The 17,783-nt window shown below is 54.1% G+C and carries 14 protein-coding genes; 12 read left to right on the forward strand and 2 right to left on the reverse strand.

The features are described from left to right. Window positions 1-177 precede the first annotated feature (177 nt). The 9 genes from ACLTXB_RS00475 (at window position 178) to ACLTXB_RS00515 (ending at window position 7,933) form a co-directional block, all read left to right on the forward strand. Window positions 178-1,044 (forward strand): MurR/RpiR family transcriptional regulator, encoded by an 867-nt coding sequence (locus tag ACLTXB_RS00475; protein WP_110442289.1) that lies wholly within the window; start codon window positions 178-180, stop codon window positions 1,042-1,044. Between the two features lie 104 nt (window positions 1,045-1,148). Beyond that, window positions 1,149-1,745, forward strand: coding sequence for a hypothetical protein (locus ACLTXB_RS00480; RefSeq protein WP_428226002.1), 597 nt, complete (start codon window positions 1,149-1,151; stop codon window positions 1,743-1,745). Between the two features lie 21 nt (window positions 1,746-1,766). Then, window positions 1,767-2,063 (forward strand): helix-turn-helix domain-containing protein, encoded by a 297-nt coding sequence (locus ACLTXB_RS00485; RefSeq protein WP_428226003.1) that lies wholly within the window; start codon window positions 1,767-1,769, stop codon window positions 2,061-2,063. 168 nt (window positions 2,064-2,231) lie between these two features. Then, a complete protein-coding gene (locus ACLTXB_RS00490; RefSeq protein WP_428226004.1) occupies window positions 2,232-2,381 on the forward strand; it encodes a hypothetical protein in 150 nt (49 codons plus the stop codon). Between the two features lie 24 nt (window positions 2,382-2,405). Then, on the forward strand, window positions 2,406-3,587 hold the full coding sequence (locus ACLTXB_RS00495) for an ABC transporter substrate-binding protein (RefSeq protein WP_428226005.1): 1,182 nt from the start codon (window positions 2,406-2,408) through the stop codon (window positions 3,585-3,587). 81 nt (window positions 3,588-3,668) lie between these two features. After that, window positions 3,669-4,574, forward strand: coding sequence for a carbohydrate ABC transporter permease (locus ACLTXB_RS00500; RefSeq protein WP_428226006.1), 906 nt, complete (start codon window positions 3,669-3,671; stop codon window positions 4,572-4,574). A gap of 19 nt (window positions 4,575-4,593) precedes the next feature. Next, complete coding sequence (locus ACLTXB_RS00505) at window positions 4,594-5,703, forward strand: Gfo/Idh/MocA family protein (protein ID WP_428226007.1); 1,110 nt, start codon at window positions 4,594-4,596, stop codon at window positions 5,701-5,703. Window positions 5,704-5,758: 55 nt separating this feature from the next. Next, window positions 5,759-6,205: a YhcH/YjgK/YiaL family protein gene (locus tag ACLTXB_RS00510; protein ID WP_428226008.1), complete on the forward strand. Its 447-nt coding sequence runs from the start codon at window positions 5,759-5,761 to the stop codon at window positions 6,203-6,205. A gap of 318 nt (window positions 6,206-6,523) precedes the next feature. Further along, window positions 6,524-7,933 carry an MATE family efflux transporter gene (locus ACLTXB_RS00515; protein WP_428226009.1) on the forward strand — a complete coding sequence of 470 codons (1,410 nt, stop codon included), beginning with the start codon at window positions 6,524-6,526 and terminating at the stop codon, window positions 7,931-7,933. Between the two features lie 178 nt (window positions 7,934-8,111). Here the strand turns inward: ACLTXB_RS00515 and ACLTXB_RS00520 are convergent, their stop codons facing one another. Beyond that, entirely contained in the window at window positions 8,112-9,056 is a 945-nt protein-coding gene (locus tag ACLTXB_RS00520; protein WP_428226010.1) for a reverse transcriptase family protein, read from the reverse strand. Between the two features lie 398 nt (window positions 9,057-9,454). Here ACLTXB_RS00520 and ACLTXB_RS00525 point away from each other — a divergent pair, with 398 nt between their 5' ends. Continuing rightward, window positions 9,455-10,375, forward strand: a complete 921-nt coding sequence (locus ACLTXB_RS00525) for an FUSC family protein (RefSeq protein ID WP_428226011.1) — start codon at window positions 9,455-9,457, stop codon at window positions 10,373-10,375. A 147-nt stretch (window positions 10,376-10,522) separates the two neighbouring features. On the opposite strand, the gene ACLTXB_RS00530 is transcribed toward ACLTXB_RS00525, so the two are convergent. Further along, the gene (locus ACLTXB_RS00530; protein ID WP_428226012.1) at window positions 10,523-13,717 is read right to left on the reverse strand and encodes an S-layer homology domain-containing protein; all 3,195 of its coding nucleotides are present in this window, start codon (window positions 13,715-13,717) and stop codon (window positions 10,523-10,525) included. A 1,125-nt stretch (window positions 13,718-14,842) separates the two neighbouring features. On the opposite strand from ACLTXB_RS00530, the gene ACLTXB_RS00535 reads away from it, so the two are divergent. Beyond that, window positions 14,843-16,366 carry an amino acid adenylation domain-containing protein gene (locus ACLTXB_RS00535; RefSeq protein ID WP_428226013.1) on the forward strand — a complete coding sequence of 508 codons (1,524 nt, stop codon included), beginning with the start codon at window positions 14,843-14,845 and terminating at the stop codon, window positions 16,364-16,366. Beyond that, window positions 16,359-17,783 (forward strand): alanine racemase, encoded by a 1,425-nt coding sequence (locus ACLTXB_RS00540; protein ID WP_428226014.1) that lies wholly within the window; start codon window positions 16,359-16,361, stop codon window positions 17,781-17,783. The genes ACLTXB_RS00535 and ACLTXB_RS00540 overlap by 8 nt, the downstream gene beginning before the upstream one ends.

Consider the following 17,783-nt stretch of genomic DNA (forward strand, 5'->3'; position numbering starts at 1 on the left):
TCCTTTTTACAATAAAAAGGAACAAGAATTCCGAACAAAAAAGAAAGAAAGGAAGAGGGTTAGGATTATTAAGATAAATGCCGGCTGCTATTGACGCGGAAGAAGAAGCATAGTATTCTGTGTCTATAGTAAGCGTTTCCCATTTTTTTCTACAAAAAAGAGCGGAGTGAATCTTTAATGGCCGAGAATATATTGGATGAAATCGTGCGCATAAAGGATCTGCTGCCGAAAAAGCAACAGAAGCTCTGTACCTATTTGGCGCTGAATTATAAGCAAGTTGGCGTTATGACGGTAGCGGAACTGGCCCAAGCCGCAGGTGTGGGTACCACTACGGTGATGCGGTTGGTTCAGACACTGGGACGTCCTAGTTTTAGCGTGTTCAAAAAGGAGCTGCTCGATGCATCTTTGATGCGTACAACCACGTCGTACCTGAGCTTAAAAGAAACCTTTCATAACGAAGAGACCGAAGATGGAAACAACCTGCTCTACCGGGTGGTCAACGATGGAATGCAAGTTCTTCAGAATCTGTGTACCACATCCAATACCCAGCAGTTTCAGGCGATTTCGGACCTTCTGTTCCAGGCTGACCGTATCTTCACCATCGGACTGCGCTCCAGCAAGGCATTGGCTTTGTACTGCGAGTACTCCTTGAGCACATTCCACCCCCAGGTGATTCAGCTGAGCAATGATACGGAGTTTATTTATGACCGGGTTGGACTGAAGATGAAGTCCACGGATGTTCTGCTGGTGTTTTCTGCCTGGCCCTGTACCAGGAAAACCATCGAGGTAGCAGAATACTGCCACTCGCTGGGAATCCCAGTGGCGTTGGTAACCAACACCAGCTTGAACCCCATTATTAAGTTTGCCCAGGCGGTTGTTGATACCAATTCCGTCAATCATCCCAGCGGAGATATGGTTTTCATGGCGGTGATTGAGGCTCTGGTGGCGGAGCTGGGACGGCGGACGGCGCCGCAGTCCACACAGAATGTGGAACGCATAGAGGCCATTCTTAGCGAGAAAAAGATCGTACAGAGAGAATATTGATTGCTGCAAATCGAAAAGCGGGCATCCATTCCCACAAAAATCGGTGTGGATGCCCGTTTTATGTCATGGGAGCCGCCTTGAGTTCCGATACAGCAGATGCTAGAATGAAGAAAAGCGGCCTGACACAAAAGGGGGAAGATGAAGTGGAGATCGAGCACGCCCTGTATACGGCGATGCGGTTTAACTTTTTATATGTAGACCGCTATGTATTCCGGTCCGGATGGATCTATCCCAACAGCTATATCCCATATACCATGGTGCGTTATATCCTGAAAGGAAGCGCGGAATTTATTTTGAACGGGAAGAGCTTTTACGTCCATGAGAAGCAGGTCATCTATATCCCGGAGGGCTGTTATCTGGAGTGTCACGCTCTGGAGGACTACTTTGAGTTTATCAGCATCCGGTTTAAGGTGACTACCCAGCTGGCTACCGACAACTTTTTGCAGGAGTACTACCGTATCCAGACGGTAAACAACTGCGGCCAGCAGGATGAGATGGAGCGCCACTTTCAGGAGGTATACCGGAACGCTACCAGCCAGAACCCCAGCAAGGTGTTCCACATCCGGGGGAATCTGGAGCTGATTGTGGCCTGGCTGGTGGACCAGGTGGCGGGGGATGTTCAGCGCATGGAGCGGCCGACGGTGGAGTATTCCTTTGAGCGTACTCTTCAAAAGGAGGAAGACCTGGAGGCCTACCGGTAGGACCCCCGGATCAACGTACTGGTGGACTACATCGTCACCCACCCTACCGAACATTATACCTCAGAGGTGCTGTGCCAGATGGTCAATGTCAGCCCCTCCACCCTGCGCAGGCTGTTTAAGAAGCACACCGGGAAATCCCCCAGCGACTTTATTCAGAACCTGCGCCTGACGGTGGCGGCCCGGCGGCTGCTGGTGACTAACGACCGGATATCATCCATCGCCTATCAGGTTGGATTTGAGGGCCCAAACTATTTCTCCCGGATCTTCCAAAAGAACTTCGGGGTGTCTCCCCAGGCATACAGGAAAAACGCACAATAGAAAATGGGATATTAAAAAATAGATTGTAAAAAATAGTCAAAATAAAACGAGCAAATAATGACTGTATTATGCTAGTATTAGGTGGTTTGTCATATTGTAAAATAATATCCTCCAATATATACTGTAAACATAGTGAAAGCAAACAAAACAGAAATGGAGGATTGGAACATGAAGAAATTGCTTTGCATCTCCCTTGCAGCAGCGCTTTCCCTTTCCCTGTTGGCTGGTTGTAACAACGGCACAACCTCCTCCGGCGGCTCCGGCACTCCCTCAGGATCTGGCTCCGGCGGTGAGCTCAGCGGAGAAATCACCTTCTGACATTCGTTTACTCAGGGCGCCCGTATGGAGGCCATCCAGGCGGCTGCCGACCAGTTCATGAAGGATAACCCCGGCGTAAAAATCAACATTGAGACTATGGCCTGGGGCGACTTCAACACCAAGTGGAACGCGGGCATCACCACCGGCGACCTGCCCGACATCAGTACCGCCCAGAACACCGGCGAGGTCGTGGAAATGCTCAATGCCGGCGTGCTGGCACCCATGGACAGCACCATCGACGCCATCGGTCGGGATCTGTTCTCTGCCAACGCTCTGGCCGACATGACCATGGACGGCGCTACTTACGGCGTACCTTATTACTCCCACGCTCAGGTCATGTGGTACCGCACCGACCTGCTGGAGGCCAACAACCTGGAGGTCCCCAAGACCTGGGATGAGTTCTATGACGCTGCAGTGGCTCTGACTAAGGACGGCGTGTATGGCTGCGGCTTCTCCTGCAGCCCCAACGACCTGCTGTGCACCCGTTACCTCAACTACTACGTCCGTTCCGGCGGCGGCAGCCTCCTCAACGACGATCTGACTGCCAACCTCACCAGCGACCTGGCTATTGACGGCATCAACTTCTGGGTCAAGGTTTATAAGAACTGCTCCCCCGCCGAGACCATCAACTACACCGTCAACGACCATGCCACCCTGTACTATCAGGGCACCACGGCCTTTGACTTCAACTCCGGCTTTATGATCAGCGGTGTGGAGTCCAACCGCCCTGACCTGCTGCAGTATGTCTCCTGTGCTCCCCTGCCCACTCTGAAGGAGGGCGACCCCTATTACAGCGCCGAGGCTCCCCACATTCCTCTGGTGACCTGGAAGAATTCCGAGCATCCTGAGATCTGCCAGGCCTTCATCGAGTACCTGTATCAGGAGGACAATTACCTCAACTTCCTGGCCGCCGTTCCCGTGGGCATGCTGCCCGCCATCAAGGGCATCGACCAGAACGAGACTTACCTGTCCAACCCCATCGTGCAGCAGTTCTCCGACGAGGCCGCTGTCATCGCCAAGGCGGTGGATGAGGGCAGTGCCATCGGCTTTGAGCACGGTCCCAGCGCGCAGGCCGGTCTGCTGACCAGCCAGGGCGTCATTGAGGAGATGTTCCAGGACATCACCACCAATGGTACCGACGTGGAGACCGCAGCCAAGGCGGCGGAAGACAAGCTCAACGAGATCTTCAGCACCATGGTCATGTAACAACTTCGCAACCGAAATGAAGGGGCGGGAAGAACACTCTTCCCGCCCCTGCTTCTCAAAGGGAGAGTGGGAGGTGCCCCTATGAAGTCAAAAAGCCATGCCGCCCGCACCGGCGGCATCTATGGAAGCAAGGTGACCCGGTGGGTCTTTGTCGGTCCGGCTATGCTGGTCGTGATCTGCCTGCTGGTGTATCCTCTGATGTCCACGCTGGTATACAGCTTTACCAACAAAACCATGATCCGTCCGGATTTTGATGTAATCGGGTTTCAGAACTACATCAGCCTGCTCAAGGACGAGGAGTTCTTTACCGCCTTTGGTCATACCCTGTTCTGGACTGTCTGCAGCGTATTGGGACAGGTTATCGTGGGATTTATTGGGGCGCTGTGCCTCAACCGGGTAAAGAACAACGTGGCCAAAAATATGTTCCGCATTTTCGCCATCATTCCCTGGGGATTCCCGGCCATTGCCACCGCCATGACCTGGAAGTGGCTGCTCAACGGAATCTACGGCTTTATTCCCACCATGATGAAGGATCTGGGCCTGACCGAGGGCCTGATCCAGTTTTTGAGCAACAGCGACCTGGTGCTGGTGTACATGTCCTTCAGCGTACCCTACGCCGTGTGGATGCTGGTGGGATTTTTCAAAACGGTGCCCATCGACATTGAGGAGTCGGGGCGGATCGACGGAGCCAACCGGTTCCAGGTATTCACCCGCATCGTGCTGCCTCTGGTCCGGCCCGGCATCGTCTCCACCGCCATCTATGTGTTCATCAACGCTTGGAACGAGTTCCTCTACGCCCTGCTGCTGGTGAGCAGCTCTACCAAGACCACCCTGTCGGTGGCGGTCAAGACCCTGGAGGGCGCGGATATTCTCAACTGGGGCTCCATGATGGCGGCCAGCGCCATTGTGGTTCTCCCCTCCATCATTTTCTTCTGTATGATCCAAAACAAAATCGCCGGCGGACTGGCCGACGGCGCGGTAAAATAAGAAAGGCAGGTTACATACTATGAAGACCATCGGTTACGCCATTGTGGGTGTGGGATACTTCGGCGCCGAGCTGGGCCGCATCATGAACGAGCAGGAAGGTGCCCGGGTGGTGGCCGTCCTGGACCCGGAAAACGGGGAGACCATCGCCAAGGAGTACGGCTGTGACGTGGAGACCGATCTGGATACCCTGTGCGCCCGGCCTGATGTGGACGCGGTACTGGTGGCGACTCCCAACTACCTCCACAAGGAGCCTGTGCTGACCGCTGCCCGGCATAAGAAGCATGTCTTCTGTGAAAAGCCCATGGCCCTGTGCTATGCCGACTGTGACGAAATGGTCAAGACGGCCCAGGAAAACGGTGTGATTTTCATGGCCGGCCATGTCATGAATTTCTTCCGGGGCGTGCGCCATGCCAAGCAGCTCATTGCTGAGGGCAAGATTGGCCGGGTGCTCTATGCCCACTCCGCCCGCAACGGCTGGGAGGAGCCGCAGCCTGAGATCAGCTGGAAAAAGATCCGTGCCAAATCCGGCGGACACCTGTACCACCACATCCATGAGGTGGACTGCATCCAGTTCATCATGGGTCCCGCCACTGAGGTCACCATGACCGGCGGCAACGTGGCCCATCAGGGAGAGCAGTTCGGCGACGAGGACGATATGCTGTTCCTGAACCTGGAGTTCGGCAACAACACCTACGCCCTCATTGAGTACGGTTCCGCCTTCCACTGGCCGGAGCACTATGTGCTCATCCAGGGCACCGAGGGCGCCATCCGCATCGACATGTGCAACGTGGGCATGACGGTAAAGACCAAGGACGGCAAGGAGGAGCACTACCTGGTCCACGAGACCAAGGAGGAGGACGACGACCGTACCCACATCTATCACAGCACTGAGATGGACGGTGCTATCCAGTACGGCCACCCCGGCAAGAAGCCTCCCCTGTGGCTGCACGGCATCATGAAAAATGAGATGAAGTATTTTAGCGGCATCATGCACGGCGAGCCTGTTCCCGACGAGTTCCGGCCCCTCATGACCGGCCAGGCTGCCCGGGCCGCCATCGCCACCGCCGATGCGGCCACCCGCTCTCTGCGGGAGGACCGCAAGGTGAAGATCTCGGAGATCACCGGCTGATCTGGTACAGCGGCGGAAAATGTCCGGCCGTGGACGAAAAAGGAGTCGATCCATTATGATCTATGACAGCCTGAAGCATCTGGAGCAGTATGAAGGCACCTTCCCCCGGCTCTACCGGGGATTGGAGCTGCTGCGTACCACCGACTTTTCCACCCTGGAGGATAAGCTGTATGAAGTAGAAGGGAGAGATCTCTTCTTCTCCCTCCAGTCCTATGACAGTAAGCCCGCCAACGACACCCCTGAGGCCCACCGGGATTACATTGATATCCAGTTTCTGGTGGAGGGGGAGGAAAAGATCGGGATTGCGCCTCTGGAGGATATGGTGGAGGAAGTGGAAGGCCGCCCGGACAGCGACATTTGGTTTTACCGCGGACCGGTGGATGAAATCACCCTCACCGGAGATCGGTTTGCCGTCTTCTTCCCCGGTGACGCCCACGCCCCCGGGATTGCGCCGGAGAAACCCGCCCACTGCCGCAAACGCGTGGTAAAGGTGAAGCTGTAAACAGCCTGATCATCAATTTATAAAGGAAACAACCGCCCGGCGCATCGGTATGGTGTGCCGGGTGGTTTTATATCACAGGAGATATAGTAAAAAACGTAAAAATAAAGGGTTAGAAACATGGATATTGAACTTAGGAAAAGATTAAACACATACACCTGTATCATAGGGCGAAGATTTAGAGAAAGACACAATTACGCGGCACAAATTGTTTGTGTTATAATACCTTCACAATTGCATGGGCGGGTCCCCGAGTGTGGTTATCACACTTTTGGGGACCCGCCTTTTTGATGCTTTGTTTTGTGTCAAGGAGGTCAATCTATGGAGCAAACATCCAACCGTTATCTGGCTCAGGCGCCGATTGGGGGCCTGATGCTGAAATTTGCTGTTCCCTGTATTCTCTCCCTGCTGGTCTCGTCCCTGTACAATATTGTGGACCAGATTTTCATTGGCTGGGGCGTAGGATATCTGGGCAACGGTGCAACCAATGTGGTCTTTCCCATCACGGTCATCGCGCTGGCAGTAGCCCTGATGATTGGTGACGGCTGTGCAGCTTTTCTGAGTATTTGCCAGGGCAAGCATGATACCGAGAGCGCCCACCGCAGTGTGGGCAACGCGATCACCCTGCTGCTGATCTGCAGTGCGGTGCTGGTGGTGCTGTTTGTCCTGTTTCGGGATGTGATTCTGGCGGCTTTTGGTGCCACAGAGAACAATCTCCCCTATGCCATCGATTATTTCAATATTATTATCATCGGCATCCCCTTTTATATCGTGACAAACGGCCTTAACTCCATTATCCGGGCGGATGGCAGTCCTAAATTTGCTATGCTGTCTACCCTGGTGGGCTGCATTCTGAATGTGATCCTGGACCCCATTGCGATTTTTGTGCTGCAGTGGGGTGTTTCCGGTGCGGCTCTGGCTACCATTGCTGGTCAGATCGTCTCCACCATCCTGGGAGTGGGCTACCTGTTTCACGCCCGTTCTTTTCATCTGCACAAAGAGAGCTTTCTGCCCCAGGGCGGTCTGCTGGGAAAGATCCTGCCTTTGGGTATCAGCAGTCTGCTGCCCCAACTGTCCATTGTAATCATTATGGGTGTGATGAACACCACTCTGGTGAAGTATGGCGCTTTGTCTGAGTATGGTGCCGACATTCCCATGACCGTGGTGGGCATTGTGATGAAGGTGTTCCAGATCGTCATTGCCTTTGTGGTAGGCATTGCCGCAGGCTGTCAGCCTATTGTGGGCTATAACTACGGCGCGGGCAACGGTCAGCGGGTCCGCCAAATTTTTAAGACGATGATGCTGGCAGAGGCTGTGGTCGGCCTGGTGTCCATGCTGGCCTTCCAGCTTTTCCCGGTGCAGATCATCTCTCTGTTTGGCAGCGAGAGTGACCTATACAACCAGTTTGCGACCTATGCCTTCCGGATCTATCTCTCCACCATCCTGCTGTGCTGTATCCATAAGTCTATCAGCATCTTCCTGCAATCCTTGGGCAAGCCGGTACAGTCTATGATTCTTTCTCTGCTGCGGGACTTTATCCTGTGCGTGCCTCTGATCCTGATATTCCCAATGTTTGTGGAGCCGGGGGTTATGGGACCGCTGTACTCTGCGCCTATTGCAGACGTTGTTACCTTGCTGGTGGCAGGGGTTATGATGGCCAGTGTTTTGAAAAAGCTGAATCAAATGGAGGAATCCCACAATTTAATACTAAAGAGTGTAGAAACGGCGTGACCTGCGGGTCACGCCGTTTCAGTCTGTCAAGAAAGACGGCTATGCGCCAAGCATAAGCCAGCTATTTATAGCGAATAGAGAGCGTATGACTATGTTCATTGAAAGGAAAGGTTCCCTCACAGGAGATAACTGGGCAATCTTTGGACTCTGAGAGAAAATATAAGTTATTTAGAATAAGTCAAGAAATAACAGGAGAAGAATCGTTTAAGGAAGACAATTGGACCAGCAGCCAGGCACGGGCCTGCGCCCACTCCTTTTTTCCGGGCGTGATTTGCAGGACATAGTTTACCCGGCCCAGCAGGCGGGCCAGATAGTGCGCCTCGGATTCTTTAATCCCAAGGTGGGCCATATGGTCAGACACGCCGAATTTTTGGCAGAAATACAGCTCCTGCCGCAGGCTGTGCAGGTAATCGGATGGGACAGCGGGCTTTTCATTTACCACAAGGCCGGTGACAGTCTGCCGCTGTCCGGCGGGGAGATACTTGCTCTTGCTCTCGTTGAGAAAGAAGCCCATCTCGCGCAGCTTTTGGGAGACAAAGGCTTTGACCTCTCTGGGGTCAAAATCGCCGGAGAAGGTCATGTCGTCGCAGTAGCGGGTATAGCGGATGGAGCGGGAGCGGCACCATGCGCCTACCTCTTCGTCGAATTGTGCCATGATGATATTGGTGATGGCCGGGGAACTGGGCGCGCCCTGAGGCAGTGCATCCCGGCGGTAGCAGAGCATGGTCAGCAGGATGCGCAGCGGCTCGGCGTAGATCTCCGGCGGGAATGCCTTGTCCTTGACTGTGGAGTATAGAATACTGTCAAAGAAATGCCGGATATCCAGCTTTAAAATCCCGGACTGGCCTGCGTGGGGCGCGGCATTGCGCAGGGTGCTTGCGCCATAGCGGTAGGCTGAGGCATAGCGGGAAATAGGCATGGGGAGCAGCAGGAGCTGAGTAATGCGCCGCTGAATGTGCTTGAGAATGGGATCGGGCACAGAGAGTTCCCGAACGCCGCCATCCTGTTTGGGAAGCTGGACCTTGTGGTAGTGTGTTTCCACAGTGTTGCTCACGCCGTACAAGGTCTTGGCGGGAATCCCTAAATCACGCACAAGGGAGGAGAGCTCCCGATAGACGATCAAAAAGCTCTCCTCCCTTCTTTGCCTGTCCAGCGATACAAATGTGCATGGGGAAGCGTGCAGCGGTATCATGAAGCACATCGGCGATGTGCGGTAATACCGCCAGCGCTTTCTCCTGAGCGCAGCGAATACGATGGAATCCATAAACCCGGCCGCGACACGCGGACGAGGTCCAAATCCGGACAAAAACTATCGCTTTCCAGGGCAGAAAATAGCAATACGTGATGTTATGAGATATTATAACAGGCATTTTAAGACTGTCAAGCAGGCGGGGGAAAAGCGGTTGTCCTGGTGGTGGGGCTGTGTTATACTGAGCGCAGCAAAGGGAAAACTGATACATACCTGCGTGGAAAGAGAGCGCCTCTCCCCTGCTCTGCTTTCCTGGGAAAGGAGGCGCTGCTATGAACGGTTCTCCCAAAACTCTGCTCAAGAAAGTTCCCGTAGGAATGCGTACTATTAAGACAGCTCTGGCGGTGACCCTCTCCCTGATGGTGGTGGAATATTACGGAGCCAGCACCGCGAAAGTGGTGTTCGCCACCATTGGTGCCATCTCCGCGGTAGGCCCCACCTTTACCGCCTCCCTGCTGGCCTGCATGACGCAGATCTGTGGGGTGACAGTGGGAGCGCTGCTGGCTATGGCGCTGATGGCGCTCCACCCGCCTGGAATTGTGGGTGTAGGGATTGGTATTATAGTGATCATCACCAGCTATCACCACTTAAAATTGAAGTTGGTGCCGGTACTGCCCTGCCTGGTGCTGGTCAATATCTGTCTCAACCCCCAGGTGGAGGCCGTTTCCTATTCCCTGGGGCGCATCTGGGATACCGCCATCGGGCTGGCCATTGGAATGCTGGTGAATACTCTGATCTTCCCCTATGACAACAGCCGAACAATTCGTCAGATGATGGAGAGTCTGGATGACGATCTGATCCGCATCCTGGAGGATTTGTTCGATGGGGATGACTATCTGCCCAACGCGGATGATCTGGAAAAGAAAGTGGATGCCTTGGAGGGACAGCTGGCGATTTTTTCTCAGCAGCGGCTGCTGCGGCGCAAGCGGCAAAAGCGGGAGATCCAGCGGCTCTCCACCTGTGAGGATACAGCTCAGGCTCTGATGGTAGAGCTGGCGGCATTGTGCAGCATGCCTGCGGTAGGCCGGCTCAATCCGGAGAACCGGCAGGCGCTGCTGGCTCTGGGAGCAAAGGTCAGCCGGGAGACACCGGTTGGTGAGACGACAGAAGATGTGGTGTCCAACTACCACGTATCCCAGGTGCTCCGTCTGAGGCAGAAGCTGAAAGGGCAGCTGGCGGGGAGGCGTAGATGAGATAGGATTTGGTGTCTGTGAACCCAATAACATAAATATAATTTATTGTTAAAAGCGTACAGTTTTGTTATAAGTTAAAAGGGCCTTGAAATCAGATGATTTCAAGGCCCTTTTATAAACCTTATTGCTGGATGCGCTGTTATATTTTTAGGCGTCCATACATTCAACAAACTGAATGAGCATTACAGCAACCTGAGCCCGAGTAGCGGTATTCTGAGGAGCCAGAGAGCTACCGCTCATGCCGGAGATAATCCCGTTATCCACGGCCCAGGCAAGCGCTTCAACAGCCCAATCGCTGACAGCGTTGGCATCAGCATAACCGGTGAGATTCTTGCTGGTGCTGGGGCTGCCTGCGGCGCGCCAAAGCATTACGGCGAGTTGCTCGCGAGTGATGGAACCGTTGGGGGCAGAACCGTCAGAAACGCCGTTGATCATAGCCCACTGCTGGCTGGGAGCATACCAGGGGTTACCACCGCTGGTGTTGGCACCATTGTAGGCGGCCAGTACGGTCCAGATCATTGCTCGGCTCATGGAGGTGTCAGGAGCAAAAGTGGTATCAGAAGTGCCGGTCATGAGGCCTTCCTCGATTACAAACTCCACGGCGTCAGCGTACCAAGCATTGGAATTCACATCGGTAAAGTTGTCCAGAGCAGAGCTCTCGGCGGCCTTGAAGGTGGCTTTGATAGTGATCTGGCTTCCAGGCATGGTAAAGGTGTACTTGCCGTTGCCTTTATTGGCCAACTTTACCGTGTTGCCGTTCTTGTCGGTGACAACCAGGGTATCCAGTTCATAGCCGTCGTTGGGTTTCGCGGTGATGGTCACAGTGTCACCCTTATCGGCACGGCCGGGAGTTACAGTAATTTTGCCGCCAGTGACCTTATTCACATTAACAAGATAGTCGCCGGAGGTGCTGCCCTGGTCAATGTAGGTCCACCGGGCGGTAAAGATGGTATTAGAAGTGATGGTCACTTCCTCACCGACATTGTACAGTTTATTGCCATCATACCAACCCAAGAATGCATAGCCGTTCTTTTCAATAGCATCGGGAAGCTTGATGGTGGTTTCAGTACCAACATTTACTGTAAATTCCTCGGTAGCCTCACTCCCGGAAAGATCTGCAGTACCGCTCCAGCTGTCGTTGCGGAACTCATAGATGCCGTTGCCGTTAAAGGTGTTATTGTGCAGAATTAGATTACTTAAATTACCTGCAGCACCGCCCCAATCAGCAGTCACACGAATACCGTAGGATTCATCCTCCATCATGAAGATGTTGTTGGAAATCTCAGCGGTGGTAACAGGTTTGTTATAGATGCCGATAGCCAGATCGTCCCCCAGAGACTCGAAGGTGTTTCCGGTAATTTTATAGTCGCCGCCAATTACAAACCGAGTACCGTAAAGGCTCTCATCAAATGTATTGCCATCTACGACCAGACCGTTCAGATTGGTAGCATTGACCACTCTGCCGCTCGCTCCGTCCACTCCGTTGAACACATTGTTCTTCATGATGCCGCTAGCCTGGATGTTAAACATAAACCAGCTGCCCAGGTTGAATACGTTGTCCTGGATATCCAGTTCGCACACGCCGCCCTGGCCCAGCACATAATAGGTGACATTATCGTTGTTGCCCAGCACACTATTGACGGTGCAGTTCTTCATGGTCACCTTGCTGTCAGCAACTGCGTTGCCGGTGCCGTCGACGCGGATGATGGGAGCGACGATATCAGCCCCGTAAGAGGCAGTAAAGGTCAGATTCTCAAATTTGACCTGAGTCCCGCTCCCAACCTTAATCCGGGAGTCATTTTCAGTAGACTGATTATTGTAGGCCACAATGGTGGTGGTTTCTTGGCTGGCGCCGACAATGGTCACATTCTTGTTGAGTGTGATGTTGCTGTTCAGCGTATATTCGTCAGCAGCCAGGATAATGGTGGAATTATCCTCGGCGTTGTCAATGGCATCCTGCAGAGAAGAGACGAACCTGTAATAGGTGGGAGTACCGCTCTCATTGACAACGGTGATCTTCGCGCTGTCTTTTACAGTGGATTCGGGCACAAAATAAACCGGTGCGAGGATATTGTCCCCCACTGCAACAAATGTGTTGTTACCATCAGTTACTGTAATTGCCACATTAGCTGCATCAGCACGCTGGACATCGCCAGCATCTGCATAGATGAAGTCCACGCCTACCAGGGTAGCATTGGTCATATCCAGGGAGGCGCCGGGGGCACTGCTGATATTTTTGCCAAAGCCCACATTGATGCTGTTCTTGCTATTCCCGGAGAGGTCAATGGTACCGACAGCAGTTACAGTGGAGGCGTTTACGTTGATACCGCTCTTGGTATTGTTCGTGGCGGTTACGTTTTCCAGCCGACCATTTGTAGCCGTATAGAACTGGATACCGTAACCACTCTTGTTGCAGCCATCCACCTTAACATTCTGGATGGTGGTATTATCGGCAGTAACAGTAATGACATCACCGCTAAATGTTTCGGAGGCCTGGATAGTAAAATTATTGCCGTTGATGGTGACAGAAGTATTAATTACCAGGGGGCTGGAGAGCTCGATGTCGCCCTCCAACGCGATGATATCGCCGGTTGCAGCTTTGTCTAGGGCATCACGCAGTGTCTGCTCATTGTTCACCTTGGTCGTGAGCAGATCCTCAACCATCTCATCATAGCCTTTGATGGCCGCCTTGTCCTCGCTCGTCAGCTTGGCATTGGCAGCTTTGATGGAGTCCTCATCACCCTCCGCTACCTCATAGAGGAAGTTGGTGATATTGCTGACGTTCTCCAGCTTACCGGTCTTTGCCTGGAAAGCGGCCTCGATCGGATTACCGCCGGCACTGGTGGAGGTGACGGTAATGGCATCATCGTTACCATCAATGTCAATAGTCCCGCCGGCAGCAGCGCCGCCCCAGTTGTTGCTCATAGGCTTCTTACTGGTATCGCCTGTCACGTCTGTCCACTCAGCGCCAAAGGAAGATCGGGCATTGATGCTGGCACCCTCGCCCATATAGATGGAGACGTTCCCCTTGGCCTGAACGGTGAACGCATCATTGCGGCCCACGGTGCTGGACAGGGTACCGGTCAGCGCCAGCGGAGTAGTGTCATCAGTTCCGTAGATATTGCCATCATAGGCGTAGATGGCAGAGGCTCCGCTCTGAGAGTTGTTCATGATCTCGTTGTAACAATCACCGGTAACAGAACCGGAGATTGCAGCAATAGAAATGTCGCCATCCCATGTAAAAATGCCGAACCCACTTCCAGACCCGCCCCGAGCATAGATTCTGCCGGAGATATCGCCAGTGACAATGATACCAGTAGCAGCATTGATGCCACATCCCATGTGAGATGTCCCCAATTGAACATAAATTGTGCCACTGATGTCACCATTTATGCGAACGTTTCCACTCTGCGCAATAATACCAAACCCGTTTTTACCACCGCCAAATACAACTTTAATTTGACCGGTGATGCCCTTCTCAAATACAATATTTCCTGCATTTGAAACGATACCGCAAGTGTATTGATTGTCGCCATTGGGATTGTTCATGGTAACCTTGCCGGCCATAGGAGCGGTAAAAGTCAGATCATTTTTGGCATACAGGCCACGCCCTCTGGCGTTGTCAACAGTAATCTCGCCGGCAAACTGGGAAACGGTTAAAGCACCATCGGAGTAGATCACCCGCCAATCACGGTTGGCATTCTGTGTTCCAGTACCAGTCATGACGACCCTTGCCCCGGCAGCCATGTCCAGGGTAGAGCCGTCCTGCAAGGTAATCAGATAGATTTGAGCGTTGTTATCGCTGGTATAGGTGATATTTGCGGTCTCGGTCAGTTTCAAAGTGACCTTGTTCGTAAAGGTCACAGGCTGTTCCATGGTGATATTCCCGCTGACCTCAATGATAGAGCCTTCCACCGCAGTTTGAGCATTTTGAAGCTTTTCAAAGCTGTCCACCTGCACAGGTGAAACAGTCTGATCAGTTCCATCCGCAAACGCAGTTACAGGAAGAAGAGTTAGCAACATTGCTACCGCAAGAACAATGCTGCCAATGCGTGTCCGCATTTTTATCATTGATGTTTTCCTCCTTATTTTATAATGCGCCAAGGATTAAATTAGTGGGTTTCCTCCTTTCCTATCTAATGGAATTATTTACTACTTTAGATAAAAAATGCAAGATGATTCTCGAAGAAATTCCATGTTTTAAGCTCTTCTAGACAAAATAATTGCAAATTTTTCAAAATTTATTAACAGACAAAAGGGTCGCTACATGGATAAAACGCCGGTAAGCGCCCCATGATTGTTCTGTCGCTTGTTCGGTATTCCGTTTTTGCCCTGAAAGAGGAATTACCTATACGTTTACTGAGTATGCAGGTTAAGAATCTTTAAGATTCCCTACCGCAAATCGTTAAGCAACGCCTGCTATGATAATTTCAACAGCAGAAAAAGCTGCTTAATCCAAAACGGCAGGTGATTCCCATTCGAAACGTGCTTCAATACCTGGAGCGGGCCGCGTCTTTGTCGCCGGAGCGGACTGCCTGTGTGGATGAGACACACAGCCTCAGCTACCAGGAACTGTGCCATATCAGCCGGGCGGTGGGCGCCGCCCTGTCCCAGCGCATCCGACCCCGGCAGCCGGTAGCCATCTATATGGAAAAAGGCTGCGCCGCCCTGAGCGCCTTTTTTGGCGTAGTATACGCCGGCGGCTTCTACTCCTATTTTAACCCGGAACTGCCTGCGGCGCGGCTGCAGCAGATCCAATCCGTGCTGGGTGCATCCTGCGTGATCACCGATCAGGCCCACCGCAGTGTGATGGAAGAGATCTTCCCCGCCTCCTCCATCCTGCTGGTGGAGGAGCTGATGATCAGCCAGGAGGATCAGTCCCAGCTGGCGGCGATCCGTGCGGCGATGATCGACACCGACCCCCTCTATGTCAACTTTACCTCCGGCTCCACGGGGCTGCCCAAAGGAGTGCTGGTGAGCCACCGCTCGGTGCTGGATTTCATTGACGTCTTCACCGACGCGTTCTCCTTTACGCAGACGGACCGCATCGGCAATCAGGCTCCCTTTGATTTTGATGTGTCGGTCAAGGATATCTATGGAGCCTTGAAGGCTCAGGCTACCCTGGTTATCATTCCCCGGCGGCTCTTCTCCCGGCCGAAGGAGCTGCTGGACTTTTTGTGTGAGCACAAGGTCACCACCCTCGTCTGGGCGGTATCCGCCCTGTGCCTCATCAGCACCTTCCACGGTTTGGACTACCGTACCCCGGATACGGTGAGCAAGGTGCTCTTCAGCGGCGAGGTGATGCCGCTCAAGCATCTGAAAACCTGGATGGAGCACCTTCCCAAGGCTCAGTTTGTCAATCTCTATGGTCCCACCGAGATCACCTGCAACTGTACCCACCACATCCTGGACCGGGAGCGGGACTACCAGGGCGGTATCCCCATCGGCCGCCCCTTCCCCAACGAGGAGGTCTTCCTACTGGACGGAGAGGACCGGGAGATCCATGCGCCCGGTCAGGTGGGAGAGCTGTGCGTACGGGGTACGGCGCTGGCCCTTGGCTACTACCGCTCGCCCCAGCAGACGGCGGCCGCCTTTGTGCCTGACCCCCGCAACCCCGCTTACCCCGAGCTCATCTACCGCACCGGCGACCTGGGCCGGTATACCGAGGACGGAGAATTTATGTACAGTGGACGCAAGGACTTTCAGATTAAGCACCTGGGCCACCGGGTGGAGCTGGAGGAGATCGAGCGGGCCGTGTCCGCCCTGCCGGAGGTGGACCGCTGCTGCTGTGTCTACGAGGAGGAGCGGCAGAAGATCCACGCCTTCTATGTGGGCGGGGTAGAGGCGGCCCAGCTGCGCCGCCAAATAAAGGAGCAGCTTCCCTACTTCATGGTGCCCAGCACCCTGACGGCGGTAGAAAAGTTCCCGCTGACCAAAAATGGAAAGATCGACCGCAAAGAACTGCTGAAAGGAGGCGGAAAGCGTGGATAAAATAGAACTGCTGGAGCTGACCCGGCGCTTTCCCACCCCCTTCTATCTCTTTGATGGGGAGACGCTGGAGCGCCGGGTGGCCCACCTGCGGGAGGTCCTGCCCCGGGATACCGCCCTGTGCTATGCGGTGAAGGCCAACCCCTTCCTGGCCCGGGAGGTGAGCACTCTGGTAGAGCGGCTGGAGATCTGCTCCCCTGGGGAGTATGCCATCTGCCGCCAGCTTGGCCTGAAGCCGGAGCAGTATGTGATCTCCGGCGTATATAAGGATCCGCAGTGGATGGAGGAGCTGGCCAGCCGGGAAGATGTGGAGAAGATGATCTGCACCGTGGAGTCCATGGCCCAGTACCACCTGTTGTGCCAGGTGGCCCGGAAGTATGGACGGCAGCTGAAGCTGCTGCTGCGTCTGACCAGCGGCAGCCAGTTTGGACTGGAGCGGCAGGAGATCCACCAGATCCTGGCCCAGCCTGACCCCCAGATTGAGGTGCGGGGTATCCAGTATTTCTCCGGCACCCAAAAGACCTCGGTCAAGCGCCTGGGGCGGGAGCTGCGCATGCTGGAGGAGTTTCTCTCCTCCCTCCGGGACCAGTACGGTCCCATTCCGGAGCTGGAGCTGGGGCCGGGCTTCCCGGTATCCTACTTTACCGACGACGCGGAGCGGGATGAGGAGGTCCTCCTTCAGGCGGCCCAGCAGCTGGCCCAGCTGTCTTTTCCCGGAAAGCTCACCCTGGAGCTGGGACGAAGCATCGCCGCCAGCTGCGGCACCTATATGACCCGGGTGGTGGACCGAAAGACCAATCAGAGTCAGCACTACGCCATTGTGGACGGCGGCATCCACCAGTTGGTCTACTTCGGCCAGAGTATGGCCATGCGTCGTCCCCAGGTGGAGCTTCTGCAGCCACGGGATGAAGACGGGGTGGAAAACTGGAACATCTGCGGCTCCCTGTGTACCGTCAATGACATCCTGGTCAAACAGCTCCCCCTCTCCCGGCTGGAGGTGGGGGATGTGTTGGCCTTCGGCAACGCGGGAGCCTACTGCATGACCGAGGGGATCAGCCTCTTTCTCAGCCGGGACCTGCCCGGCGTACTGCTGCGCCGCCCGGACGGACAGGTGCTCTGTCTGCGCAGTCCCGTTCAGACCTGTACCTGGAATACCCCAAATTATGAAAACAGAAAGCGAGACGATACCATGGAACAGCTGCTTGAAATTTTGAACGAGATCCAGCCCGATGTGGACTACCTCCACTGTGAGGAGCTCATTGACGGACACTATCTGGATTCCCTGGACATCCTCTCCCTGGTAGCGGAGATGGAGGATGCCTTTGACATCACCGTACCCACCGTGGAGATCATCCCGGAAAACTTCAACTCCGCCCAGCGCCTTTGGGAGATGATCCAGCGTCTGCGCGAGGAAGGATAA

The organism is Flintibacter sp. (assembly GCF_046973065.1).

What these genes read in the sequence shown, in the direction of transcription:
- ACLTXB_RS00505 (WP_428226007.1), top strand. Translation starts at nt 4,594, where the DNA reads ATGAAGACCATCGGTTACGCCATTGTGGGTGTGGGATACTTCGGCGCC.
- ACLTXB_RS00475 (WP_110442289.1), top strand. Translation starts at nt 178, where the DNA reads ATGGCCGAGAATATATTGGATGAAATCGTGCGCATAAAGGATCTGCTG.
- ACLTXB_RS00530 (WP_428226012.1), bottom strand. Translation starts at nt 13,717, where the DNA reads ATGGGATGTGGCATCAATGCTGCTACTGGTATCATTGTCACTGGCGAT.
- ACLTXB_RS00495 (WP_428226005.1), top strand. Translation starts at nt 2,406, where the DNA reads ATGGAGGCCATCCAGGCGGCTGCCGACCAGTTCATGAAGGATAACCCC.
- ACLTXB_RS00510 (WP_428226008.1), top strand. Translation starts at nt 5,759, where the DNA reads ATGATCTATGACAGCCTGAAGCATCTGGAGCAGTATGAAGGCACCTTC.
- ACLTXB_RS00490 (WP_428226004.1), top strand. Translation starts at nt 2,232, where the DNA reads ATGAAGAAATTGCTTTGCATCTCCCTTGCAGCAGCGCTTTCCCTTTCC.
- ACLTXB_RS00480 (WP_428226002.1), top strand. Translation starts at nt 1,149, where the DNA reads ATGAAGAAAAGCGGCCTGACACAAAAGGGGGAAGATGAAGTGGAGATC.
- ACLTXB_RS00515 (WP_428226009.1), top strand. Translation starts at nt 6,524, where the DNA reads ATGGAGCAAACATCCAACCGTTATCTGGCTCAGGCGCCGATTGGGGGC.
- ACLTXB_RS00500 (WP_428226006.1), top strand. Translation starts at nt 3,669, where the DNA reads ATGAAGTCAAAAAGCCATGCCGCCCGCACCGGCGGCATCTATGGAAGC.
- ACLTXB_RS00525 (WP_428226011.1), top strand. Translation starts at nt 9,455, where the DNA reads ATGAACGGTTCTCCCAAAACTCTGCTCAAGAAAGTTCCCGTAGGAATG.